23 protein-coding genes are annotated in these 25,101 nt (G+C 42.5%); 15 read left to right on the top strand and 8 right to left on the bottom strand.

Features of this window, described 5'->3' with window-relative positions; translation table 11 throughout:
* Nucleotide 1 precedes the first annotated feature (1 nt).
* Entirely contained in the window at nt 2-586 is a 585-nt protein-coding gene (locus BUB99_RS05045; protein WP_084190353.1) for a TlpA family protein disulfide reductase, read from the bottom strand.
* Nucleotides 587-714: 128 nt separating this feature from the next.
* Here BUB99_RS05045 and BUB99_RS05040 point away from each other — a divergent pair, with 128 nt between their 5' ends.
* From BUB99_RS05040 to BUB99_RS05020, 5 genes are all read left to right on the top strand, one after another.
* A complete protein-coding gene (locus BUB99_RS05040; protein WP_073119940.1) occupies nt 715-2,958 on the top strand; it encodes a Tex family protein in 2,244 nt (747 codons plus the stop codon).
* A gap of 123 nt (nt 2,959-3,081) precedes the next feature.
* Nucleotides 3,082-4,935, top strand: coding sequence for a hypothetical protein (locus tag BUB99_RS05035; protein WP_139280897.1), 1,854 nt, complete (start codon nt 3,082-3,084; stop codon nt 4,933-4,935).
* Nucleotides 4,936-4,939: 4 nt separating this feature from the next.
* Nucleotides 4,940-5,419 carry a hypothetical protein gene (locus BUB99_RS05030; RefSeq protein ID WP_139280896.1) on the top strand — a complete coding sequence of 160 codons (480 nt, stop codon included), beginning with the start codon at nt 4,940-4,942 and terminating at the stop codon, nt 5,417-5,419.
* 118 nt (nt 5,420-5,537) lie between these two features.
* Nucleotides 5,538-6,098 (top strand): nuclear transport factor 2 family protein, encoded by a 561-nt coding sequence (locus BUB99_RS05025; RefSeq protein ID WP_073119931.1) that lies wholly within the window; start codon nt 5,538-5,540, stop codon nt 6,096-6,098.
* 78 nt (nt 6,099-6,176) lie between these two features.
* Nucleotides 6,177-6,980, top strand: a complete 804-nt coding sequence (locus BUB99_RS05020; RefSeq protein WP_073119928.1) for a PhzF family phenazine biosynthesis protein — start codon at nt 6,177-6,179, stop codon at nt 6,978-6,980.
* Between the two features lie 56 nt (nt 6,981-7,036).
* On the opposite strand, the gene BUB99_RS05015 is transcribed toward BUB99_RS05020, so the two are convergent.
* Nucleotides 7,037-7,375, bottom strand: a complete 339-nt coding sequence (locus BUB99_RS05015; protein WP_073119925.1) for a helix-turn-helix domain-containing protein — start codon at nt 7,373-7,375, stop codon at nt 7,037-7,039.
* 452 nt (nt 7,376-7,827) lie between these two features.
* Here BUB99_RS05015 and BUB99_RS05010 point away from each other — a divergent pair, with 452 nt between their 5' ends.
* Complete coding sequence (locus tag BUB99_RS05010; RefSeq protein ID WP_073119923.1) at nt 7,828-9,729, top strand: S9 family peptidase; 1,902 nt, start codon at nt 7,828-7,830, stop codon at nt 9,727-9,729.
* Between the two features lie 77 nt (nt 9,730-9,806).
* Here BUB99_RS05010 and BUB99_RS05005 read toward each other — a convergent pair whose 3' ends face one another.
* The 3 genes from BUB99_RS05005 to BUB99_RS20685 form a co-directional block, all read right to left on the bottom strand.
* Nucleotides 9,807-10,994: a phosphoglycerate kinase gene (locus BUB99_RS05005; protein WP_073119919.1), complete on the bottom strand. Its 1,188-nt coding sequence runs from the start codon at nt 10,992-10,994 to the stop codon at nt 9,807-9,809.
* Between the two features lie 78 nt (nt 10,995-11,072).
* Nucleotides 11,073-11,681, bottom strand: coding sequence for an L-threonylcarbamoyladenylate synthase (locus BUB99_RS05000; protein ID WP_073119916.1), 609 nt, complete (start codon nt 11,679-11,681; stop codon nt 11,073-11,075).
* A gap of 127 nt (nt 11,682-11,808) precedes the next feature.
* Nucleotides 11,809-13,266, bottom strand: coding sequence for a sensor histidine kinase (locus BUB99_RS20685; protein ID WP_262501882.1), 1,458 nt, complete (start codon nt 13,264-13,266; stop codon nt 11,809-11,811).
* A gap of 803 nt (nt 13,267-14,069) precedes the next feature.
* On the opposite strand from BUB99_RS20685, the gene BUB99_RS04990 reads away from it, so the two are divergent.
* The 4 genes from BUB99_RS04990 to BUB99_RS04975 all read left to right on the top strand — a co-directional run bounded on the left by BUB99_RS04990 (nt 14,070) and on the right by BUB99_RS04975 (nt 18,342).
* A complete protein-coding gene (locus tag BUB99_RS04990; protein ID WP_073119912.1) occupies nt 14,070-14,669 on the top strand; it encodes a ribonuclease HII in 600 nt (199 codons plus the stop codon).
* 596 nt (nt 14,670-15,265) lie between these two features.
* Nucleotides 15,266-16,189 carry a mechanosensitive ion channel family protein gene (locus BUB99_RS04985; protein WP_073119911.1) on the top strand — a complete coding sequence of 308 codons (924 nt, stop codon included), beginning with the start codon at nt 15,266-15,268 and terminating at the stop codon, nt 16,187-16,189.
* Nucleotides 16,186-16,584: an arsenate reductase family protein gene (locus BUB99_RS04980; protein WP_073119908.1), complete on the top strand. Its 399-nt coding sequence runs from the start codon at nt 16,186-16,188 to the stop codon at nt 16,582-16,584. Before BUB99_RS04985 ends, BUB99_RS04980 begins: the two co-directional genes overlap by 4 nt.
* A 192-nt stretch (nt 16,585-16,776) precedes the next feature.
* Nucleotides 16,777-18,342, top strand: coding sequence for a choice-of-anchor I family protein (locus BUB99_RS04975; protein WP_073119906.1), 1,566 nt, complete (start codon nt 16,777-16,779; stop codon nt 18,340-18,342).
* A gap of 126 nt (nt 18,343-18,468) precedes the next feature.
* On the opposite strand, the gene BUB99_RS04970 is transcribed toward BUB99_RS04975, so the two are convergent.
* From BUB99_RS04970 to BUB99_RS04960, 3 genes are all read right to left on the bottom strand, one after another.
* Entirely contained in the window at nt 18,469-19,542 is a 1,074-nt protein-coding gene (locus BUB99_RS04970; protein ID WP_073119904.1) for a patatin-like phospholipase family protein, read from the bottom strand.
* Between the two features lie 175 nt (nt 19,543-19,717).
* A complete protein-coding gene (locus BUB99_RS04965) occupies nt 19,718-20,233 on the bottom strand; it encodes a carboxypeptidase regulatory-like domain-containing protein (protein WP_073119902.1) in 516 nt (171 codons plus the stop codon).
* Nucleotides 20,234-20,377: 144 nt separating this feature from the next.
* A complete protein-coding gene (locus BUB99_RS04960) occupies nt 20,378-20,569 on the bottom strand; it encodes a cold-shock protein (RefSeq protein ID WP_073119901.1) in 192 nt (63 codons plus the stop codon).
* A 243-nt stretch (nt 20,570-20,812) separates the two neighbouring features.
* Between BUB99_RS04960 and BUB99_RS04955 the strand changes: the two genes are divergently transcribed.
* From BUB99_RS04955 to BUB99_RS04935, 5 genes are all read left to right on the top strand, one after another.
* Nucleotides 20,813-21,646, top strand: coding sequence for a helix-turn-helix transcriptional regulator (locus BUB99_RS04955; protein WP_073119899.1), 834 nt, complete (start codon nt 20,813-20,815; stop codon nt 21,644-21,646).
* Between the two features lie 96 nt (nt 21,647-21,742).
* On the top strand, nt 21,743-22,174 hold the full coding sequence (locus BUB99_RS04950) for a hypothetical protein (RefSeq protein ID WP_139280895.1): 432 nt from the start codon (nt 21,743-21,745) through the stop codon (nt 22,172-22,174).
* 9 nt (nt 22,175-22,183) lie between these two features.
* A complete protein-coding gene (locus tag BUB99_RS04945) occupies nt 22,184-22,774 on the top strand; it encodes an START domain-containing protein (RefSeq protein ID WP_073119895.1) in 591 nt (196 codons plus the stop codon).
* A 319-nt stretch (nt 22,775-23,093) separates the two neighbouring features.
* Nucleotides 23,094-24,236 (top strand): serine hydrolase, encoded by a 1,143-nt coding sequence (locus BUB99_RS04940; RefSeq protein WP_073119893.1) that lies wholly within the window; start codon nt 23,094-23,096, stop codon nt 24,234-24,236.
* A 158-nt stretch (nt 24,237-24,394) separates the two neighbouring features.
* A complete protein-coding gene (locus tag BUB99_RS04935) occupies nt 24,395-24,982 on the top strand; it encodes a hypothetical protein (RefSeq protein ID WP_073119892.1) in 588 nt (195 codons plus the stop codon).
* Nucleotides 24,983-25,101: the final 119 nt, after the last annotated feature.

The following is a 25,101-nucleotide window of genomic DNA, read 5'->3' as shown; positions in this document are numbered from 1 at the left end:
CTCATCGAGTCTTGCCAGTCTGAGAGGATTCGATGAGCCATTTTCTGAAATCATCTGTGTCATACTTGGCCATTCCTATCCGCTGGGCTATAACCTGTCCCTCTGGTGATATGACGAAAGTCGTCGGGATGGATTGGCTTTTGAATACTGCAGGACGAGGACTAGCCAGCGAGTACACAGGGAAGTCATAGTCTTTTTTGTTTTTGAACTGAATGGCTTTTTCAAAATCCTCGTCAAGACTGATCAAAACAAATGCAATGTTTTCTTCTTTGGTCTTGTTATACAAACTGTTGAGATCTGGCATCTCGGCGATGCAGGGGGGGCACCATGTGGCCCAAAAGTTAAGCACAATGGTTTGTCCTTTGAACTCCGTGAAGGAAATCGTTTGTCCATTTTCGTCCAAGAGTTGGAATTGGTAGTCTGCGACGAGCTGGTCTGAGGTGATTCGTTCGGGCTGTAGCAGACGAGTTTCTAGGATGAGGCGTTGCATGAAACCTGCGACTTCTTTGTAATACCCTGTATAATATAGCCCGCCAAAGAGACTCAGGATGATGCCCCATTCGATGATTTGTTTTTTGATTTTCAAAATTTGATTCAGATTTAACTGTGGATAAATATTTCGTAATTAATACAATTTGGAGGCTGAAATAATTCCCCGAACAAATTACTTTTGGCTCCCCCAAAATAAAGAATAGATATAAACATATTAGCTCAATGAGTCAACAACATCTCGCGATAGTCGCATCAGAATTAAACCTGCCTAGTCATAAAGTAGCCGCCGTAGTTTCACTGTTGGATGAGGGTGCTACGATTCCATTTATATCTAGATATCGAAAGGAAGTGACCGGTAGTCTAGACGAGGTGCAGATCGGTGATATCAAAGATCGCATCCAAAAAATTCGTGACTTGGACAAGAGAAGAGATGCTATTCTGAAGTCGATCGATGAACAGGGTAAGTTGACACCAGAACTTAAGAAGAAGGTAGAAGCCGCTCAGACTTTGGCGATCTTAGAGGATATTTACCTGCCATATAAGCCTAAACGTAAGACCAAAGGTTCTATGGCCAAGGAGCGAGGATTGGAGCCATTGGCGCAGTTGATTTTCAAGCAAGGGCTAGATGATCCAGAAACAATCGCAGCGCAGTATATCAGCGAAGAAAAGGATGTTAAAGATGTAGAAGCGGCACTGCAAGGCGCACGCGACATTATCGCCGAGTGGATCAACGAGAATAGTGAAGTGCGTGCTCCACTTCGTAAATTGTTCATGGAACAAGGGATCGTGAAATCGACCGTGATGAAGGGCAAAGAAGTCGAGGGACAAAAATACAAGGACTATTTTGAGTGGGACGAGCCGCTCAAGAATATACCGTCTCATAGGCTACTAGCCATGAGACGTGGGGAGAAAGAGATGATTCTCGCCATGGATATCTGCCCAGAGGAGGGAGCTGCACTGCATACCATAGAGAAGAAAGTGCTGACGGGACAAAACGGGTGTGCTCAGCAGGTAGAACTGGCGATAAAGGATGCCTACAAGCGACTGCTCAAGCCGTCGATGGAGACTGAGTCGCGGGTAGAGTCTAAGAAAAAGGCTGATGCAGAGGCGATTGCTGTGTTTTCAGATAACCTACGTCAGCTGTTGCTCGCACCTGCTTTGGGACAGAAAAATGTGATGGCACTAGATCCAGGTTTTAGAACAGGTTGTAAGATGGTTTGTTTGGATAGACAAGGTAAACTTCTGGAGTTTGAAGCCATCTATCCGAATGCACCACAAAACCGCACGATGGAGTCTGGTGCGTTGATTAAGCTCATGGTCGAACGCCACAATATAGAAGCTATCGCTATAGGTAACGGTACTGCGAGTCGTGAGACTGAGAGTTTCGTGAGAGGGCTTGGTTTGGATGCTAAGATCATCGTTGCGATGGTCAACGAGAGTGGCGCATCTATCTATTCTGCGTCGGAGGTAGCTAGAGATGAGTTCCCGGATCAGGATGTGACCGTGAGAGGAGCGGTATCGATCGGGCGTAGGATGATGGATCCATTGGCAGAGCTGGTCAAGATTGATGCTAAATCTATAGGTGTAGGTCAGTATCAGCACGATGTAGATCAAAATGCGCTGAAAGGGACACTCGATGATGTAGTAGAAAGCTGTGTGAACGGTGTAGGCGTAGAACTCAATACTGCGAGCAAGCAGTTGCTGACTTACGTGTCAGGCTTAGGGCCGCAGTTGGCCGAAAATATCGTGAAACACAGGGAAGCCAATGGCCCATTCAAGACCAGAAAGGAACTGAAGGACGTGGCTCGGATGGGTGAAAAGGCATTCGAACAAGCAGCTGGTTTTTTGAGAATTCGTGATGGGGAAAACATACTGGATCGTAGCGCAGTACACCCTGAACGCTACAAGTTGGTCAAACAAATGGCTGGTGATCTTAACAGTTCTGTGGAGAGTCTGGTGGCTGATGCTAGTCTACGTGCTAAGATTGATCCCAAAAGCTATGTGTCTGATGAAGTGGGGCTACCTACTCTCGAAGATATAATGAACGAACTCGCTAAGCCAGGTCGTGACCCGAGAGAGGAATATGAAGTGTTTTCCTTCCAAGAGGGGGTCAACGAAATCAGTGACTTGAAAGTAGGGATGAAGCTGCCAGGCATCGTGACCAACATTACGAAGTTCGGTGCATTTGTAGATATCGGAGTGCATCAGGATGGATTGGTACATGTGAGTCACTTATCGGATAGTTTTGTGAGCGACCCGTCCAAAGTCGTGAAACTACAACAGCAACTCCAAGTGACTGTGACGGAGATCAATGCCGCTCAAAAACGGATATCACTTTCTCTGAAATCTGATCCATTTGGGAAGGCACCAGCCAAACGAAATGAACGCAAACAAAGCAAGCAAAATGAGCCAGAGGGGGATTTGCAGTCTAAACTAGCCCTGCTCAAGGGGAAATTTAATGGCTAATCCTTCGTTGGTGTAGTATTCTATGGTTTTTCAATCGAAAAACCATAATTTCATGGTTTTAAGAACAATAGAAGTTCAAAACCATTGTTTTTGTTGATAGTGAATAAAGGAAAACCTAACAATATGATTAAATTTTTGAAACCAGCCCTGTTGATAATATTTCTGATTTCTGCTCAGCTGGTACAAGCACAGAAGATCAAGTATAAGGATTTGTTTCCGATGTTGGAGGCTAAAAGCTACGACACGGCCATCCCGATGTTGAAGACCTATCTTTCTGATAGCAAGAATGCTGATGATGCCAATGCCAACTTGCAGATGGCGCTATACTATGAGCAGTTGGTGGGTAACTATCACTTGGTGGAGGACTCTACTGCAATCATGGAATCTGCTGATTCTGCTTTGGTTTACCTGCTGAAGGCTCAGGTGCTAGTAGATGACAAGGAACTCCGAAAGAACGACGACTATTACCAAGCTTATTATCGCAGAGATTTGAGAAGCGGAGAGTTCGGGATCAAACTCTCTGACGTACAGTTGGATATTGAAAATAAGATCAAGGCTATGAAAAGTATAGTGGACCATGCTGGACAGATATATGCCAGCTTGTTTGCCATGAATAGGGACTATACTTTTTGCTACGACGCTTACACCGGTTTTGTAAAGAAGCATGAAACTGAGGCTAAGTTTTATCTCATGTCGCAACAGGAGCAGTTGGAGACGCTACAGAAGATGATGGATTACACCTTGGATATCAGAGAAAAATTCAATGACCTGAGAACTATTGTGAGTTTGACGGGAGTGAAAGGTTACAGCCCTGAGTTAGAATTTAGAAGAATACGTGAGTTTGGGACAGATGGTATGGAAGAGATCGACTTCTTTGCCAATGATGTTAGAGCCTGGGATTATGGTGCATGGGCAGAGTTAGCATATAGCAAAATAGAAAGAGACGTACTGCCGATGAAGGAAGGTTTGGTGGCTTTTGATAAGAAACTAAAAGCAGAATACGAGTCTATGGACGGTCTTGCAACAGTTAAATTCGAAGAGCTGACTTTGGAGATCGATCCTAAGTTGCTCAAAGAGATGAAAGAGCTCGAAGACGAGCCACTACCCGAGACGCTGTTTGAGATTCAGATCAAATTGAATACTTATGATTTCATCACTAAGCCTATGCAGAACCCTCGTATCGAAGATATGGAGGATGTAGACTACCAAGTGACAATCACCGATAGCCTGTTGAGTATTATTGACAATATTGAAGCAAACGCCAAGACATTGGTAGAACCTTTTATTACTGAAGGGACGAACAAGTATCCAGCATTAGTAGAAGGAGAATACGGCGGGGATTTTGGGTTGATTAAGCTTCGTCAGAAGATGGAAGGCTTTGTCGATAAGTCCCGTAGCAAGTGGGAAGAAAAAAATGAAGAGGCTTTGAAGAGAAGTCAATGGGCAGTGAGCACGGATGGTGCTGACTCTATCTATCTCGTGACCAATAGTGACGGAGAGGCACCAAGATACCTCAGTGACTATTACTCTATCGCGACTCATAGGGATGATTCGGCCAATATCTTCGTGATAGGTTTGGAGATGAAGGGTAGCGAATCTAAAGGGTTCTTTGCCAAAGTAAATAAGTCACGCACGATTGAGTGGAAGAATACTTTCAGCCTTAGCAAATTCAAGGTAGACAAAACGAACCTACTGGTTTTTGGAGAGTTTTTTAAATCTCAAGAGGGGTCAGTATCAGCCTATGTCTTTAGCCTAGCAGAGTCAGGTCAGAACAATATGATAGCTGTATCGTATGACATGGCAGGAAAGAATAACTGGATCAACCCGATCAATGCACCTAAGAAACCAGTCTCTATCAAAATGAATGATATCGTGAAAGAGACCATTATTTATTTCGTGACAGAGGAGGAGTTAGAGACCTATGCAGGTAGTGACTCTCCCTATGTCGTCATAGACCGATTGGGCAACGTTAGATAACAACATGCGTAACATAAAATCAATAGTCAAAGCGCTTCTTTTGGGAAGCGTTTTGTGTTCTTGCGAAAAGGATATAGAGAGCCACTATAGTGCGATACAAGCCAACAGGCTTTTGTCAGCAGATGTGGAAAAAGAATGGTTGCGTACTGCACGAACGGAAGACGGACAGGCTATTGATGTAGAGGAGTGTCAGGATCGAAATACGCTTGTATTCTTGATAGGTAAGAGTAAGACAGTGGATAGCCTGTATGTCCAGCACAGGGCTTCTATATGTTCGGATGGTCAAAAACCTTCTATTGTATACAAGGCTCGCTATTCGCTGGCAGAGGATATCCATGGTCAGTTTGAAGATGAGATAGTCATCGAAAAGGAGGAGTTGCTAGATATCAATAGAATAGCGGTACGTAACCTGACCGCAGACTACATGACACTGGTCTATACAGTAGATGGAGTGGAGATTGTAGAAGAATACAGCTTCGAATAGTTAGTGGGGCTTTTGCCAAAGAAGACCTGTGATTTTCCATCCCCAGTTGTACTGAATTGTCGTCCGAAATGCTCTATTTTTAGGCTTGTATTTATCATCAACGAACCTTGGATACAGCATGAAAACTTCATTCCTATTATTTGCATCGAGTTTACTTTGGATCTCTTGTGGCCCGAACAAAATCCGAAATACCAATATTGATACCGTCAGCAGCTATGTTCAGGCGCTAGAGGATATGGACTATGACGCGATGGACTCGTTACTGCACGCGGATTTTTATATGGTAGGGCCTTCTGTAGGTGATACGGTCTACAAAGATCAACTGCTCGCCAATTGGAAAGCCAATACTGGCAAAACCATCGAAAGTATTCGGTTTAGACATCAGCAGATATCAGGAGTTGCCATCCCGTCTCAGGTCAAATACGGCGATTGGATCAGTGAATGGTCTTTGGCTCAGATCGAATTTAAGAATTTTGACGGACCGCCAGTGACCTTACTGATGAGTGTGTCCTATCTAGTAGTAGGCAATCAGATCGCCAAGGGCATTATGATCTATGACGAAGGAGATATGTACAACCAGCTCGGGTACATATTCGCAGACCCTGTGGATGTAGCTCGTGCCAAAGAGGCACAATTAGAACTGGAAGAAAACACCAAGGGTGTGTTGGAAGAAAAATAGAGACCTATTCGCTGCGATGGTGCATAAAGTATGCCCTACTAAGGATACTTCTAGTAAAATCACTTCTAAATTCTTTACATGAAAATCAAAACCTTTACACTAGATGCTTTTACGGATCAGCCTTTTACGGGGAATCCTGCGGCGATCTGTTTGCTCAAGGATGAGTTGTCCGATGCGTTGATGCAGCGTATTGCACAGGAGTTTAATCTGTCAGAGACGGCTTATTTGGTCAAGAACGAAGGGTATTATGCTATCCGGTATTTCTCGCCGATCAAAGAGATTCCTCTTTGTGGTCATGCGACTTTGTCGGCTGCCAAGGTGATGTTTAGTACCAAGCAGATGGACGAAGTGACTTTTCGGACCGCATCAGGCTTGGACTTGATCTGTTATAAGATTGGTCATGAGATCATGATGAAGTTTCCACTGTACGATACAGTGACAGTCGGTACACCCTATGAGATGTTAGCGGCCTTAGGTTTAGAGGAGGTAGTAGCAGTCAGGCGATGTGACAATCCCGCTATGCTACTACTAGAGATAGAAGGCGTAGACCGTCTCAAGGGGCTTACGCCTGATTTTGTGGCTTTACTCAAAAGCTACACGGGGATCAATGGGGTGATCGTGACGGCTCAGTCAGAGGATGAGGACTATGATTTTTACTCTCGATTCTTTTGGCCATGGGCTGGAGGTGAGGAGGATCCCGTGACGGGTGCTGCGCATACCATCCTAGCGAAATACTGGAGTGACAAGCTCGGTAAGGCAGATATGAGGGCATATCAAGCCTCGGCTCGCGGAGGATATATGCAGCTCAAAGTGACTAGCGATACCACGTTAGAGATCACAAGCAATGCCGTCATCGTACATACAGGGGAGCTATTGCTGTAGCTAGTCTAGCTTAGTGTCACCACCCTCGGTACAATCGAGAATTCTTACCTTAGCCTCTATTCCAAGTTATCTATGAGGTCATTCAGACGTTTGAATTTGTCGAGTGGGAGGTTTTGGATTTTTTCTAGACTTTCTAATAGTCGAGGGTCACGGACGAGTGTGTGCAGCGGGTGATCGGAGCTGACCGATTGGTCAGCGTGCCATTCTAGTAGGTCGTTGGGCGTACACCGTAGATCAAGGCAGATTTTTTCCAGATGACCGAGGTTGATACTTTTGACATTGCCAGTGGACAGTCGCTGGGATATGTTGTAGCTCAGTCCTAGTTTGGTGAGGTAGGTAAAATTTTTACTGATGCCGCGTAGACGTGTGAGATAATCAATGTTCAGTTTTAACATCCTAAGGTTGGTTTGATTCTCACCAAAAGGTATGAAAAACCTGTCATTTTTTTTAGTGAGGGTCTATTTTTTTTCAATAGTAATAGTAGTGTGTTTAATATTAAACATTCATTTTTTATATATAAGCATCTATTTTTCAATATGAAAACTTCATTTTTTAATAATAAGAATTCATTCTGTAATAGGAAATATATGTAGTTTGTTTGTATCTATTCATATTGGAATAATCTATATCTCTATTTGATATGTATTTATATGTAGTTCAATATAAATACTTCATTTCTCAATAGTTTTTCATTAGTACCATTGCCTGGGGGGTCGAGTGAGGTAGAGAGTGCTTTGTCACTTTTGCTGCTAAGGAGTATTTAGTATATTCGTTCATTACTCATTAATCCTCCTTCGCGTTCGCTACAGCGGACGAGATGTTAATAACACTAAATTTGATAATCACTATGAAAATTCTTCACTCTATTGTACTCCTTATAGGGCTACCGTTGTTAGTGTCTGCTCAGGGTCTAATGACGCCTGAGATGCTGTGGCAGCTTGGGCGGGTCAGTCCAGTAGGAGTCTCCGGGGACAAAACCCAAGTAGTCTATGGCGTGACACAGTATGATGCGCAGGCCAACACCAAAAGTACCCAGTACTTTTCTATCCCGATCCAAGGTGGCACAGCCAGTAAGATAGAGAACCCTAACAACCTAGTCGCTGATAAGAACCTGTCTAGGGATGGAAAATACAAACTGAGTCATAAAGCAGTTCATATTCAGAATGTGACGAGTCAGGATTACTATCCTACGCTAGGGCAGTCTGACGCGTACATTTACGATGATTTGATGTACAGACACTGGGATAGCTGGGCAGATGGTAGTTATAATCACGTGATCATGACCGATCTCGCGACAGGTGAGGAGCTTGATCTCATGAAGAATAAATTGTTTCACAGTCCGACGATGCCTTTCGGCGGAGATGAGGATTATATCTGGAACCCTAGGAGTCATCAGGTACTCTATGTGACGAAAACGAAAGTCGGAACAGCCTATGCCACCAGTACCAATACGGACATATTCGTCTATGACCTGAACTCTCAGACGACCACTAATCTGACCAAAGGAATGATGGGCTATGACAATAGTCCTGCCTTTTCTCCAAAAGGAGTCTTGGCATGGTTGAGCATGAAACGGGATGGCTATGAATCGGACAAAAATGATATCATAGTCGAGTATAGAGGTGCCAAATACAATTTGACAGAACACTGGGATGGCACGGTGAGTAGCTTTCTTTGGGGAGAAAAGGGAAAGAATATATTTTTCGTGGCACCCGTCGATGGGACGAAACAGTTGTTTGTGGTAGATTTTCCGGGATCGGCTCGGAAAATGCCAACCGTCAGACAGCTCACCAAGGGACAGTTTGACGTAGTGAATATCGTCGGGCAGTCAGGCAGTACGTTGATCGTCGGGCGTAGTGATATGAACCATGCTACTGAACTCTATCGTGTCAATCTAAAGAACGCTAAATTCACGCAGCTGACGCACGTCAATGATGAAGTCTATGCCTCGATCCAAATGGGGAAAGTCGAAAAGCGTATGGTCACGACTACTGATAATAAACAGATGGTTACTTGGGTGATCTACCCCCCGAACTTTGACCCAACGAAAAAATACCCTACGCTACTTTATTGTCAGGGAGGCCCACAGGGAGCATTGAGTCAATTCTATTCCTACAGATGGAATTTTCAGTTGATGGCCGCTAAGGGCTATATCATCGTAGCACCTAATCGGCGTGGTATGCCAGGGCATGGTGTCGAATGGAACGAGCAGATCAGTACAGATTATGGAGGACAAAATATGCAGGACTATCTCGCCGCGATCGATGATGTAGCGAAGGAATCCTACGTCGATAATAATAGGCTAGGGGCAGTAGGAGCAAGTTATGGTGGATATTCGGTCTTCTATCTGGCGGGGATGCACGAGGGGCGCTTCAAGAGTTTTATCGCCCATGATGGGATATTTAACTGGCGCAGTATGTATGGTACGACGGAGGAGATGTTCTTTATGAACTGGGATCTAGGTGGGGCGTATTGGGAGCAAGACAATGCTACTGCACAGCGATCATTCAACGAATTTAACCCGATCAACCATGTTGCCAAGTGGGATACGCCGATTATGATCGTACAAGGGGGTAAGGATTACAGAGTGCCGATTGGGCAGGGCTTAGAGGCATTTCAAGCGGCACAGTTGCGAGGGATCAAGAGCAGATTGCTCTACCTACCCAACGAGAATCACTGGGTGCTCTCTGCACAGAATGCATTGGTCTGGCAGAAGGAATTTTTTAGGTGGCTATCCGAAACATTGTAGCGGATTCGGTTAGAATTAGACACTAGACCATTCTGTCTGGCAGGCAGGTCTAGTGTCTAATAAGCCAAAATTTTGAATTAGCTCTGAAGTGCAGCTACACCTGGTAGTACTTTGCCTTCCATGTATTCTAGCAATGCACCACCGCCAGTTGATACGTAGGATACTTTGTCTCCATAGCCGAGGTTGTTGATTGCCGAAGCAGAATCACCACCGCCGATCAAGGAGAATCCGTCGTTTTCGGTAGCTTTCACGACCGCCTCTGCGATGGCTTCCGTCCCTACTGCGAACGTTGGGAATTCGAATACGCCCATTGGTCCATTCCATAGTACGGTCTTCGAGCTAGCGACTACCTCTTCGAATAATTTAGCAGTTTCTGGTCCGATATCGAGACCTTCCCATCCGTCAGGAATCTCACCTCTGCTGACGACTTGTGTATTCGCATCGTTGTTGAAGTCATCTGCGATTTTGTTGTCTACAGGGAGGTAAAGCTTCACGCCTTTTGCTTCTGCTTTTTTGACCAACTCTTTGGTCAATTCCATTTTGTCATCTTCACAAAGTGAGTTGCCGATCTTGCCACCGTTTGCTTTAGAGAAAGTGTATGACATACCACCACCGATGATGAGGTTGTCCACTTTGTCGAGCAACTTCTCGATGATCATGATCTTGTCAGATACTTTCGCACCGCCCATGATGGCTGTGAAAGGTCTCACGGGGTTGTTCAATACTTTCTCTGCATTGTCAAGCTCTGATTGCATTACATAGCCACATACTTTGTCAGTGAAGAATTTAGCCACGATAGTTGTCGACGCGTGCGCTCTGTGTGCCGTACCGAATGCATCGTTGACATACACATCGCCGAGTTTAGAAAGCTTTTCTGCGAACGCTTCGTCACCTTTTGTTTCTTCTTTGTAGAATCTGAGGTTGTTTAGCAACAGCACTTCGCCAGGTTGTAGACCTGCTGCGAGATCTGTAGCATCCTGACCGATACAGTCTTCAGCGAATTTGACAGTTGTACCGAATCTGCTGCTGAGTTCGCCCACCAAGTGCTTCAATGAAGACTTCTCTTCTGGACCATCTTTTGGTCTGCCGAGGTGACTCATCAAGATCGCCGATCCACCATCTGCTAGGATCTTTTTGATCGTAGGGGTAGCAGCTTTGATTCTAGTCAAATCTGTGATTTCGAATTTATCGTTCAACGGTACGTTGAAGTCTACTCTTACCAAGGCTTTTTTGCCTTTGAAATTGTATTGGTCTAAGGTTATCATCTCCTAATATAGATTTAAATAATACTTTATTGCTTGAATAGTAAGTACCAAATGTGGGTGCATGTTGGATGTAGAACTTTAGGCTTCTAGCACCGCGAAAATATCCTCTGCTGCGATAGCGCCTTGGCGCAAAATAAGTGGTTTTTCCCCGGTAAACCCAACGATCGTGGATTCAAATCCTATATCGCACTTATCTCCATCTAATATGTACTCGATTTGATCCCCGAGCTGTGCGTCGACCTCCTGAGCAGTGACTGGGCTTGGCTGTGAGTGCAGGTTAGCACTGGGTAGTGCGACTGGAAAATCAAGTTTGCCCAATAATGCCAATGTCATGGGGTGACCACAGATTCGCACCCCTACGGTATGTCCGCCAGCGAGCATTTCTGGGGGGATTTTTTCATTGGCTTCTAGCACCAAGGTCAGCGCTCCAGGCCAAAATTTGGCTGCTAGTTTTTCTGCTGCTTTGGGGAATTCCTTGACGAAGGTTCTGACCTTTTCGATAGAGTCCGTTTGCGCAATCAGCGCCTTGTCCATGGGACGGCCTTTGACCGCATAGATCGCTTTGATTGATTCGGGATCAAAGGCATTGCCAGCCAGTCCGTACACCGTGTCTGTGGGGATTGCTACGAGTTTGCTAGTGTTCAGTAGACTGGCAGCTACTTTTATATCTTTTCCTATTTGTGCCATGAGGCAATTTTAGTTTACAAAGTATTGAGTACAAAGTATTGAGTGAAGTTAGATGTAGCCATTGGCTATGAGAGAAAAGTATAATTAGGTTTTTCTCCCATATTATGCCAGTAGTAAGTGTATAAAATTAATTTTTGTTAAAATTTGGGATTTTATCGGTAGATAATTTTATCGTGAAGCAAGCTCCTTCGTTGGGTTTACTTTTTACATTAATCGTACCTCCCATGGTTTCTACTTGTGTTTTGATCATCATAAGTCCCATGCCTTTGCCATCTATATTTTTATGAAACCTTTTATAGAGACCAAAAATTTCATGTTGGTGTTTGATCATATCTATCCCGATACCATTGTCCTTAAATGTTATCTGTATTTTTTCGTGTTTGATCTTGCTTGATATTTTGATTCGGCAAGGGGTGTCGGTTTTTCTATATTTAATAGCATTGGTGGTCAGATTTAAAAAAATACTATACCAAAACGCATGTATAGAATGAATACACTTAATTTCAAAATTGAATGAGATTGACGCGTTGGCATTTTCTAAATCCCTCTTTAGCATATGCTGAATACGGAGAATTAATTCTTCAAAATAGACGTTCTCTCTGCGTTTATCTACTAGTTGCTTGGCTTCAAGAATACTTGTCAAATCTCTAAGTACAAAGTCAAGATGACTATAAGTGTCTTTTAATTTATCCATGACTATTGCATTGAACGGGGTGTCTGGTACATCATAGTTGTACAAGTTTAGAAGTCCAGAGATATTGGCTACAGGAGCCCGCATATTGTGAGAAATGATATAGTTGAATTGTTCGAGATGTATGTTTCTGTCTTTAAGGTCATTGACGACTTGCCGTAGTTGCAGTGTTCTATCGGCGATTGTGCCTTCTAGACTGTCATTGATTGTGTTTAGTTCTTCTGCTTGCCTTGCTATTTTTTTGTTTTGCTTTTGAGTTTCTTTTTGCAAAGATTTTAGTTCGATAAAAGAGGTTGTAAATCGTTTGCCTAGTAATAAAGAATTAATCATGAAAACAAACAAATATCCGATATTGATCAATAGAGAATTGATTTGGGGTAAAAAGAAGTAAGAGTATATGTGGTACGAGAGGAAAATTAGTCCTAGAAAAATACCTGCCAAGGCTACATTTGGTTGAGAATCTTTTTTGATTGTAGTGGAGAGTTTTGTCACTAGATAGGTGATGTTGCAGGTCTCAATAATAAAAAAAGCAATTAGTATGTATTGTAAGTATACACTAGGTGAAACAAGGGTTATGCCAATCAGTGTCCATAGTACCCAGCTATTAAGGCGTGGATATATCCTATTCAGAGTATCTTTGAATATTTTATTGAGAAATAAGCTGCCCATGAGTCCACCGAGAAACAAACTCATGTATTCTAATCGAACATGTAACGTCCATGGAAAGAAGTCGAAAAGGAAAGGTAGTGGAGCATAATCATCGCTAAGAGTGCGATAAGCCCAGCAGATACAAAAAAAGGAGAAGTACAAGATCGCTTTGTCTACACGCCAGTAAACATTGTACATAATAAAGAAAGATAGTCCAATAAACATGAGACTACCGACTAAAAACATGTCGCTGACTAGTTTGTTTTTTTCTTCGTTCCAGAGTTTGTAAGTGTTTCCTATTTCTATAGGAGTAGTCATACCTCCGTTTTGATGATAGAAATTAGCGACTTGAATGGTGATATATAATGTGTCTGTACCAGAGATGGGTAAAAAGATAACGTCTTTGCGATGTTGCGTGTTGGCTTTGGAGCGAGCGATTTTACCTATGGTATGTGTTAGATTATTATTGATCCAGATTTTAGTGCTAGAATTGATTTTAGGAATTTTTAGGCAGAGTGGTGCGGGATCTTTAGGTAGTATTAAGGCGAGATGATAGGTGCCAAAGCCATAAGAAGGTAACTCTTGGTTGTTGATTTTATAATGGGTCCAACTGAGATTGTCTTTGTGTATCTGTATCCCTTGACCAGGACTTTTGATTTGCTGGGGTAATATGAATTCCTTCCAGTAAAATACCCACCCAGAGTCTAAAGGTACTTTAGTGTTATTTAATAGATCTATTTGAGAATAATCTATAAGGTCGGTTTCGTGACCATATGTGTATGACTGAGTGATAGTGCATACAGTTAATAATAGAAAGAATACACCTATGCGCATTAAGGGTTGAACTTAGTTTTTTTAATGGTTGATGACTAAGAAATTCGAGAGAATACAGAATGGGATACTTCAAATATAGATTTGTATGTTAACGTATAATAAATTTAACTAGTGTTTTATTTGTTGGTTTTTATTTTCATCTAACTAATTACTGGTTTAGAGATGAATAGTTTAGAACTTAGCCTTTATGTTCATATTTAAGTGTGTTTTAAAAAATGCTACAACCTTACCATATAGAAAATACCCTCGAAGCAGGTTGCGATGAGGCAGGGCGAGGCTGTTTGGCTGGACCTGTAGTGGCTGCTGCTGCGATCATGCCTGCTGATTTTAACCACCCTATATTAAACGACTCGAAACAGCTATCTGCCAAAAAACGAGAAGCATTGGTAGATGTGATCAAAGATGCAGCTATTGCGTGGGGCATAGGTGTTGTGGATAACTTGGAGATTGATGAGATCAACATTTTGAACGCTTCTTTCTTAGCGATGCATCGTGCCATTGATCAACTGAAGGTAAGACCAGAACTGCTCCTGATCGATGGCAATCGTTTCAATCGCTATCAGGATATACCTCACGAGACCATGATCAAGGGAGATGGTAGGTTCTACTCCATAGCTGCAGCCTCCGTGTTAGCAAAGACATACCGAGATGAACTCATGACTCAGTATGCCACAGAATATCCGCAATATGCATGGGAGAGAAATGCAGGCTACCCTACCAAGGCACACCGAGCTGCAATACATGAATATGGAGCAACACCTCTTCATAGACAGAGCTTTAGGTTGCTTCCCGAGCAGTTGGAAATATTCAATTAATACCTAATAGTAGGTAGTTTGGTCGTTTTTTTTAGCCGTTTAGGCGAATGCTTTGTTAAAGTCCAACGTCTGTCGTTAACTTAGTGAAACCTTAATGAATGTAGAATCCTCATAAAGTGTATGGATAGTTGTTTGATCAACTACTCAAAATTTGACAAAGAGAAGCCTGAAAAGGCTTCTCTTTTGGTTTTTATGAAGTGGCTTTTAGTATTGTAGATTCCGGATCACCCTGTATTTCTGAGGGAGAGGTAGTAGATCACTTCGTTATTCAAGATTCATTGTTCGAAATTCGTGATTGTTTTTTATAAAATAATCACCCATTATGAGTCTTTGAGGTAATATTTAAAGGATTGGAATAATGAATCTCGAATGCTCATTGTCGAATATTGATTTTTATCCCCAGAAATACCAATTGATCTTAGATTCCTCACTATGTAGATTGTACGCCTCACTTTTTGAGACGGTAATGAGTCAAAAGCATGTCAAATTCGCAATGCATCCTGTTTTAACCTCTTGGCATGAATCTTCCTAAATAGTAATAGAGGACAGTGGTATTTTAAACCTACTGGACTTTTGCTCACTAGACTTATCGTCACATGGAAGAACTCAATCTAGAACAGCCTATAGAAAAAGTACTGAATAAGTTAGAATCTTGGTATGAAGGAGTCATTGCTATGTTGCCAAATATGGCCGTAGCGATTCTCGTATTTATACTCTTTTTGGTTCTGGCCAAACTCTCCCAAAAGCTCTTTGTTAAACTGTTTAAGAAAGCATCTAAGAACAAGGCACTTGAGAGCCTATTCGGGACGATCACCTATTATACCGTATTGGGAATCGGGCTGTTTATCATCCTCGGCGTATTGCAGTTACAGACTGCGGTGACCTCATTGTTAGCTGGGGTGGGTGTTATTGGTTTGGCGTTAGGTTTTGCCTTTCAGGATATTGCTGCCAATTTCGTGTCAGGTATTATTTTGGCATTTCGTAAACCTTACCACATAGGAGATATTGTGCAGGTCAATGGCATCATGGGGACAGTTGCTCGGACTAACCTGCGGGTGACTGTATTGAAAACATTTCAGGGTCAAGAGAACTATGTGCCCAACAAAGAGGTACTCGCTAACCCAATAGAAAATTTTAGCATACTGGGGGAGAGACGGATAGACTTAGCAGTAGGCGTGTCCTATGGAGATGATTTGGACAAAGTGGAAAAGCTGGTCTCTGACACCATAAGCGAACTAGAGGGAGTGATTCGAAAAGACGATATGATATTCGACTATGAGGAATTTGGCAGTAGCTCTATCAATTTCAATATACGATTTTGGATCAAATTTCCCAATCAACCAGGCTTTCTCGCGATGAGAAATAAAGCCATCAAAGCGATCAAATCAGCTTTTGATGCCAATGATATTACGATCCCATTCCCTATCCGTACGTTGGATTTTGGGATCAAGGGAGGTGAGACACTCTCTCAGATGAGATTGAATATGAAAGAAAACTCTAACGAAACGAACGAATCATGACAGCACAAGAAAATGAACTCTTATTAATCTTTAATTCCAAAAAACAGGAGGACAAAGAACTACGCGGGTATGCCGCTGCACTGAATAACTATAAGCTCAACGAAAAGGATCTGTCAAAGGATAGTATCACTGCGACCCAAATTGCTGAGATCGCACAAGTGATGCGCGTGAAGGTAAGCGAATTGGTAGACACCAGTGCCGAGCAGTATCAGAACAAGATGAAAAATGGTTCTTACTCGGATGATGACCTAGTACATGCGATGGAAAACCATCAGGATTTGATCAAGACACCTATTGCCTTTTTTGGGACTAAGGTGTTTTTCGTGCAATCCAAGTTTAGTTTTCACAATGAAGGCTTAGATGTCAGAGGTATACATCTGAAGGATAAGGCGTAACATATATGTTCTTTGCCGTGAAAGCCCTCGCTCGTTAGCCCAGTGTTAATCGGGCGAGGGCTTTTGTTATCTCACAATTACTAATACCTCATTGCAAGTGTGTAAAGCCAGTGTTTTGATGAATCAGGCTTAATCCTGAGGCAATCTGCCACATCTAGTTTTGTTTCTCAATTTTATAACAAAATATAACTGATGAAACAATTATTTACACTTGTAGGCCTGTTGTCAATGGCCATTATTTATTCCGCATGTGATGAGGAAACTGGATTTAAAGCACCCGATGAAAATCCATCGACTTTCTCTGAAGTAGCACATATTACTATCGGTGGTGAGACAGCTGCAGAGATTGCAGACTTTGACCCTAAAACGAAACAATTGTTCGTAGTGAACAATGACGGAGAGAGTAGAATCGACGTGATCGATCTATCCGATCCAGCGACTATGTCCAAAACTGGCTCAATTAGCATTGCTAGCTATGGCGCAGGTGTCAATAGTGTGGCAGTAGGGGGTGATTATCTCGCAGCTGCTATCGAAGCTGAGACCAAAACGGATAATGGTAAAATCGTTGTGTTTAACTTGTCTGATTTGACCGAAGTGGCAGTAATCAATGCAGGAGCATTGCCAGATATGGTAACTTTCTCTCCAGATGCAAAGTACATCCTGTCTGCGAATGAAGGTGAGCCAAGTGATGACTATAAGACTGATCCGATAGGTTCGGTAACTGTTGTGATGGTGGATGGTTTTACATCTACTACTTTGGATTTTACCTCTTTTAATAGCTTCCAAGCCGAAGGTTTTCGTGTGTCAGGCCCTGATGCTGACTTGGCTCATGACATAGAACCAGAGTATATCACGGTATCTCCAGATTCTAAGACTGCTTATGTTGCCTTACAGGAGAATAATGGGATGGCTATCATTGATTTGGAAACGCAAAAGATCACTTCTTTGGTGTCTTTAGGGTTGAAAAATTATGCTGCAAATGGCGATCAAGTAGATCCAAGTGATGAGGATGATAAGATAGAGTTTAGAGATGTGCCTGCCAATATTTTTGGTGTGTACATGCCTGATGGTATAGCTGCATTCGAAGTAGGAGGTGAGACCTATGTCATCTCTGCCAACGAAGGCGATGGTCGTGAGTATCTGTATGATGCAGATGAGGCAACTTGTGATGCTAATGGAGGAGATTATGATGAAGATGACGGATGTTTAGCTTACGGTGACGAAGAGCGTTTGAAGAAATTGGATTTGCTAGAATCGGCTTTTGCTAATGCAGATGATATTCAAGAAGATGAAGCTTTCGGTAGATGGAAAGCTATGAAAACAGACGGAGATTCAGATTCAGATGGCCTGTACGAAAAAGTATATACCTATGGCGCACGTTCATTCTCGATCTGGGATGCTGAAGGTAAACTCGTAGCGGATTCTGGTGATGAATTAGAGAAGGCGGTACACGCTGCTGGCTTGTACGATGATGGACGTAGTGACGACAAAGGTGTAGAACCAGAAGGTGTCGCAGTAGGAGAGGTTAATGGCAAGATGATCGCTTTCATTGGTCTAGAAAGAGTAGATGCTATCGCAGTATATGATGTATCTGTACCGAGCAGTCCAATGTTTTTGTCTATCCTAGAGACAGGTGATGCACCTGAGGGGTTGGTCTTTATCTCTGCTGAAGACAGCCCAGTTGATAAGAGCCTGTTGGTGGTGTCATGTGAGGATGACGGCACGGTTTGGGTGTATAGCCCAGAGGTATTCATGTAATATTGATTTTACTGAAAATAATTTAGAGCCTGTCTCTGTAGAACGAGAGTTCGACGGAGACAGGCTCTTCTATTTTATGGAAGGTATGATTGTTTAGTGTCTAGATTCGGGGATGTTTAGCATGTTTTACACAGTGGTAGATTCTTTAGCAGCCTCTTTGACCAGCAGCTCTATGAACTTGTCCAGGTCTTTGTGTTCTATCGAGTGATTGAGACTTTCTAGCGCTGCTTTTTGTAGGTTCATTATGTTGTTAGGGCTAGCGTCTCCCATGTCAGATGAGTAGCTATCTCTGAGTGCATCGGGGACATCTACACGTAGGTACTGGTGTCGTCCTTTCTTGCCTAATGTATTGAATATGCTTTGAATCTGATAGGCTACTGTATCCGCACTGCCGTCCATCATGATGTCAGGTGTGTGCTGTGCCCATTTGAGTAGACCCCAGCCTTTACTTTTGCTTACTCCATTGATTTTGAGGTGTCCGCCCCCTGTACCGACGGAGAGGATAATCATGTTCTCGGCAGAGGGAGCTTGTATGGGGCCTTCTTTGGTGTCGCGTACTTCTGCATAGGCACACATCGTCGGGTTATTGGCAAATACACCACCGTCCAAGTTCATCATTTTATGTTTTGGGTCAGCTAAGTTTTGGATTCGAGCAGGAGGGAAGTAGGTGGGTGCAGCAGAGGTCGAACGTGCTACGTCACGGACATAGAATTCCCTGTTTTTGCTTTTTGGCTCCCGAGAAGAAAAAAAGAAGGTACTCCCTGTCTGGAGGTTATAGGTCGTGATGAGTGCTGGTTTGGCAAGTTCACTAATCTTTAAATCACCAAACTTATCATGGGCGACTTTTTCTAAATATCGCGGGCTATATTGGGTAGCATTGAACATCATTTTTAGATCATAAAACCGAATTTTGGATCGATTGAATATATCATATCCATGATCTACATATAGGGATAAGGCTTCTTCTGCCGTATACTTTGACGTTTTAGTAGATCCGTTTTCGCTCTGAGGTGTGAGGTATAGACAGGTTAATATGCCTCCTGTACTCGTGCCAGCTATAAAGTCAAATAAGTCAGCGATACGGAGGTCAGGGTTATTGGAGAGTTGTTGTGCTTTCTCTTCGACATATTTGATTATGGTTGCAGGGATGACTCCTCGGATACCACCACCATCTATGCAGAGCATTTTTACTTTCTTCATGTGGGATTAGTTGGCTATTGATGTTTGCTTGTTTTATCAACTAATCTAAGGCAATTGACATGTTTGTCAAATGATTGTTTCAAATATAGTGCCCGGAGGCTAGCTGTGTGGGTATATAGTGTTGCTTGCTAAATGTGAGCGCTTCGGTTGAGTTTGCTATAATATGAGAGATTGATTAAAAATTAGTCATTTCTATCTCCTTTGATTCATGGTCAGATAGTACGACATGCTGCATGATACCTCCACCGATTTCGTCCCAAAGCATGAAAGCTATGACGTAGTAGTCGCCTGCTGGGAGATTTTCGAACGCAAACGTGCCGTCTTCATTGCACATCGTCTTGATCGTTTCGTGATAGCCTTCTGGGTCTGGAGTGAACTTTGGAATACCATCTTGGACATGCACGAAACCAGCGTTTTTATTGCCATAGATGTGATTTAGCCTTTCTTCGGTGTATAGGCAGTTGGGCATTAGTTCTATGCCAAATTCTTCACCGAAACGTAGTTCTCCACTTTTGGATTTGAATTTTGCGACTCCTTTTATGCTTCCACCGCCTTTGGTCTTGAACCAACTGACTGCCGCTGGATCGAATGGGTTGGTGACTGTGATAGTCGGTGTTTCGCTTGTCTTTTTGGTTTCTGTACAACTCAGTAGAACTATTGCTAGGAGGGGAAGTAGTAATTTGAATTTCATGTGGGTTGAGATTTCTGTGTCAGCACGTAATTGATGGAGGCTTATAGCTGTCTGCTTGACTTATCGTAGGTTAAATCACGAGCAACAAAAAAAGGCATATCAATTAAGATATACCTTTTTTTGTTGCTCGTGAAATGCTAGTAATTAAACAACTTTCACATTTACTGCATTTAATCCTTTTCGGCCTTCTTCAACATCAAAGGATACTTTGTCTCCTTCTCTAATTTCATCCGTTAAACCATTTACATGGACAAATACATCCTTGCCACCGTCTTCTGGAGTTATAAATCCGAATCCTTTAGCATCATTGAAAAATTTTACCGTTCCGTTAGTCATAATTATTTTTAATATATACGAAGCAAATATAATAATTAACTGTTACCGTGGGTAACAATTGTTCTCTTCTTATTGCGGGAGTATCATGTAGGGATTTATGAGTTTATGATTTTACTAAGGGGAGAATACGTTGAACTACACTATTTCGGCTTAGTATTCTTTTCGTTCAATGGCTGCCTGTCAGTGATTATGGACGAACTATGATCTGTCAACCTTTAATCATCTAAACCCGTCTATGAGTTCGTGATTCTCCGCAGACAAAAATTTGAATACAAGCAAACGGCTCTAATCGAGAAGATACTGATAGAGGCTCCTTTTCGCTATGAAGCGCTCTTTCAAAACGAAGGGTGCTTCTTGTATGTCAGCGGTCTGTCGTCGAACTTTCATGCAGCAGATCAAAAGGTAGCACTATCATCCAACGAATCGGTTTTACTCAAGTGTGGCACCTATTTCGTGGATTGGCTGAAGACAGCAGAGTCGTCTAGGTGTGAGGTCTTGGCTATTCATTTGCCCACAGAGCTCTTGCGAGAAATTTATCGGCATGAGGTACCTTCTTTTATGCTGCCAAAGCAGCAGGGGGATTTTATCCAAAAGGTCGTTCCAGAGGTCACTTTATCCAAGTTCATCGACAGCCTAGATTTTTACTTCGAGACACCTAGTCTCGTGACGGACGAATTGTTAGAACTCAAAATCAAGGAACTCATCCTGATCCTCGTCCAGACCAAAAATGCTGCATCAGTCTTAGAATTGCTCTCGACCCTTTTTGCGCCGCGAATTGTCACTTTGCAGGAGGTCGTCAGTACGCATCTCTACTCTACGGTTTCGGTTAGTCAACTGGCCAACCTGTGCAACATGAGCTTATCTTCCTTTAAAAGGGAGTTTGAAAAGATATTTGGAGACAGTCCCAAAAACTACATCACCCAAAAGCGACTGGGTCGTGCCAAGGAACTGCTTTTGGTCTCCGATGATAGTATCGCATCGATTGCTTATCAAGTAGGGTTTTCAGATCCAGCTTACTTCTCACGACTTTTCAAAAAGACCTACGCGCAAGCGCCCTCTGTCTTACGCCCACGCTGAACCAAATATCCAAGTCTTTGAACCATTACTCCAACTGCTCCTTAGCGTGTCGATATAGCTTTGTGTCTATCAAAACAATAGGTATTAATGATGCAAATGAAATCAAGAAAGTACATGACGGGATTCCTAGGTGTATCCATGTTTATGGTCGGGTTTTTAAAATTTTTCAATCCCTTCAAAGGATGGTATGCTGTACAGATCTCCAGTAGTGGGTTTGGAGATTTGTCCTATGCTATGGGGATTTTTGGGGAGCTAGTCGTAGGAGTGGCTTTGCTCTATGTATTGTTGTTTCCTCACCGTTTCAAGCTCAAATGGTACTATGCAATCAATCTAACTGCGTCTGCTATGGTCGTGGTGATGATGGCTGTAGGCATATTGGTACATCTACACCCAGAGGTGCCTGCCGATGTACTACCGCTCAAAATCAAACCGCCCTTTATCCCAGCGTTCTTCTTGCTACTCGGAGTAGCGCATGGTGTATTGATAGCTAAGGAAGCAATGGTCAACAAAGTATTGGTAGCTAACTGAGTGCTTGTTATGAAGAAGAACTTTCTATGGTTACTACTAAGTGGGCTTCCTTTCGTCTCTTTTGGGCAAGCTTGGATGCACGCCAAAACACAGGATGGGATAACTGTGTATACCCGAATATCCGATGACTCACCAGTCAAAGAATTCAAAGCGATCGGGTTATTGCAGGCTTCTCCTGAGGAGATCGTCTCTGTACTGCTAGATTTTGAGCATTACTCAGCATGGTACGACCATTGCAAAAAGGCCCGACTGTTAGCACACCACTCGGACACATCCATGACGTATTATCTGGAACTGGCTATGCCTTTTCCGTTTAGCAATCGAGATGCTGTACTAGATATGACAATAGATCGCCAGAGAGAGCATACCACCCTTCGCTATGACAGGAATACATACGCTATGGAAGAAGTCGATGGAGTGGTAAGGATGCCTGTTTCGCAGGGGCTTTGGATTTTGACTGCTAAAGGGGATGAAACAGAAGTAGTCCATCAGTTCAGGGGTGACCCTGCAGGGCAGGTACCCGCGAGCATAGCGAACTTGTTCGTAGTGGCAGGGCCAATTGAAACACTGACCGCTTTGCAGCAATTTTTGAGCGAGTAGGTGAGACCATTTTTTATATGTGGAGTGTAAAGAGAATGCTTTAACGGCAAGTAGAGGTTGGTTTTTGAGAGGTCATGTTCTGTGTTATACGATTTATTATGAGTTGTTTTTATACTAGGGGAGAATAAAAGTGTATAAAAACGCAATTATCAGCTGTTTTTTTGAGCGTATACTCGTCTTTTTTGATGGTTTTTAGCGTGTTTTGAATAGATTGTATTGTTGTTAGAGAATGTGCCGTGTGGTTGTCTATATAGTCAATTGTTAGTGTCGTTCTGTTCAGGGATGAAAAATTCAGTCAGCAGTTAGAAATAAATTCAAGATGAGAAAAGTATCATATGTGAAATGCTCTCTTTTTATTGTTTTGTTAGTGGGAGGTTTTGCTTGTCAGGTCGACCAAAGTGAGAATCCACTTGACGAAGTATTGAGGTCGGATAATCCTAAGATAAAACAAGTCATGGATCAGGTAGAAGATCATGATGTGCAAATATGTTTCACTCGTGTACTGAGAAAAGAAGATAGTATCGTTCTTCGAGATTATGCCTATCATGTAGAGACTGATAAGTACTTCTACCCAGCTAGTACTGTTAAGTTTCCTGTGGCGCTGCTGGCTTTAGAAGAGTTGAATCATTCGGAGGACTATACGATGAATACACCATTTCAGGTAGAGGGGGATTCTTTGGTTTCGACAGTTGCAGATAATTTGTCGTGGATATTTGCTGTGAGTGACAACCAGGCATATAATAGACTGTTTGAATTTTTGGGAGCGGATACAATCAATAATAGATTGAGAAGAAAGGGTGTCGAACCGATACGAATATCTCATAGAGTATCCACTCCAAACTCGGATGCTTTGATGACTAAGCGCATCATGCTCCATGTGGATTCAATTCGAATAGATACTTTGGAATCTGTGGCAAGTCAGCCTCATGAGCCTTTGCTCAAAAAATCGATCAAAAAAGGTGTAGGGTATAATTCTGGTGGAGAGCTGATTAAAGAACCTTTTGGGTTCGAATATAAAAACTACTATCCTGTAGTGTCACAACATGCGGTGATGAAGCGTTTGGTGTTTCCAGAGTTATTTGAACCAAACCAGCGTTTTGACATCACAGAGCAACAGCGTCAATATGTGTTGAAAGCTATGAGTACACTGCCCAAGGATGCGGGGTATGATTCTACGGAGTACTACGATAGTTATGTCAAGTTCCTGTTTTTTGGAGATAGTAGGGCACCCATTCAGGGCGAGATGAAAATATACAATAAGATCGGCCAGGCTTATGGTACTTTGACGGACTGCGCTTATGTGTACGATTCGTCTACAGGTGTGGAGTTTCTAGTAACAGTAACTATGATCGTCAATCAAAATGGAATATTCAATGACAATCAGTATGAGTATGATCAGATTGGGATGCCATTTTTAGCGACGCTCGGTCAAGCGTTGTACGATTGGGAATTGAAGCACTGAGTTGATCTTTTCAGATGAAAGATGTTAATTCAATATTAAGTGATTGTGTTACTTTATTGATTTTATATCTGTACAAATTATCCTTTGGTTAAACCCTGTTTTCGATAGTAGAATAACTGATAGAGCGAGCTTCATTTGTGGCAATAATATAATCTGCTATGAAAAGAAAATCCATTTTATTTCTCGTATCTGTATTGGCGTCTATTTCGATTAGTGCGCAGGTAGGCATGTCTGATAGTACGGATTTTGTGGTGACCTCAGGGGAGACTATTCGCGGAGTGGTGAAAGTCAACTTGGAGCGAAATGACCTCATGATACGTTCAGGACGACATATCTATAACTGGACGGCTGACAAGGTGGATCAGGTGTCTGTTCTTGATCCGAGTACTGGAGAGCGACATGAGTATCTGACTGGCGGTTTTGGGATGAATGAAGGCTCTTTCTTTTTTGAGGTGCTGTCTGTAGGACAGATCGTGCTACTCTACCGAGAGGGGTTGAAGTTTAGCCAATATGACGAAACGACATATCCACCTTTCTATATTTTGCAAGATGGCGTGCTGCATTCTCTAGCACAAAATAAAAAGGAATTCATGAGTTTGTTTGATGGAGATTATGCATCAGAGATGTCTGATTATTTTAAATCCAATGATGTTGATATTTCGGATCGAATGAAATTAAAGCAGATGTTCACTCATTACAATGCTAAATTTTCAATCCCAGATCACTACTACGTGACTAATCGATAGTCTGTTTTATGGCAGTTGATAGTTTGATTTAACAGTCATTCCCTGCCCTTTATATCCATACCATTTCAGGTACTGAAGTCTTATGTTTGTTAGGCACTCCGACAGGTGTCGGGGACTAA

Source organism: Reichenbachiella agariperforans, assembly GCF_900142205.1.
Classification (GTDB): Bacteria; Bacteroidota; Bacteroidia; order Cytophagales; family Cyclobacteriaceae; genus Reichenbachiella; species Reichenbachiella agariperforans.
Note: the sequence above shows the minus strand (reverse complement) of the source record. Positions and strands in the feature narration are given on the sequence as shown.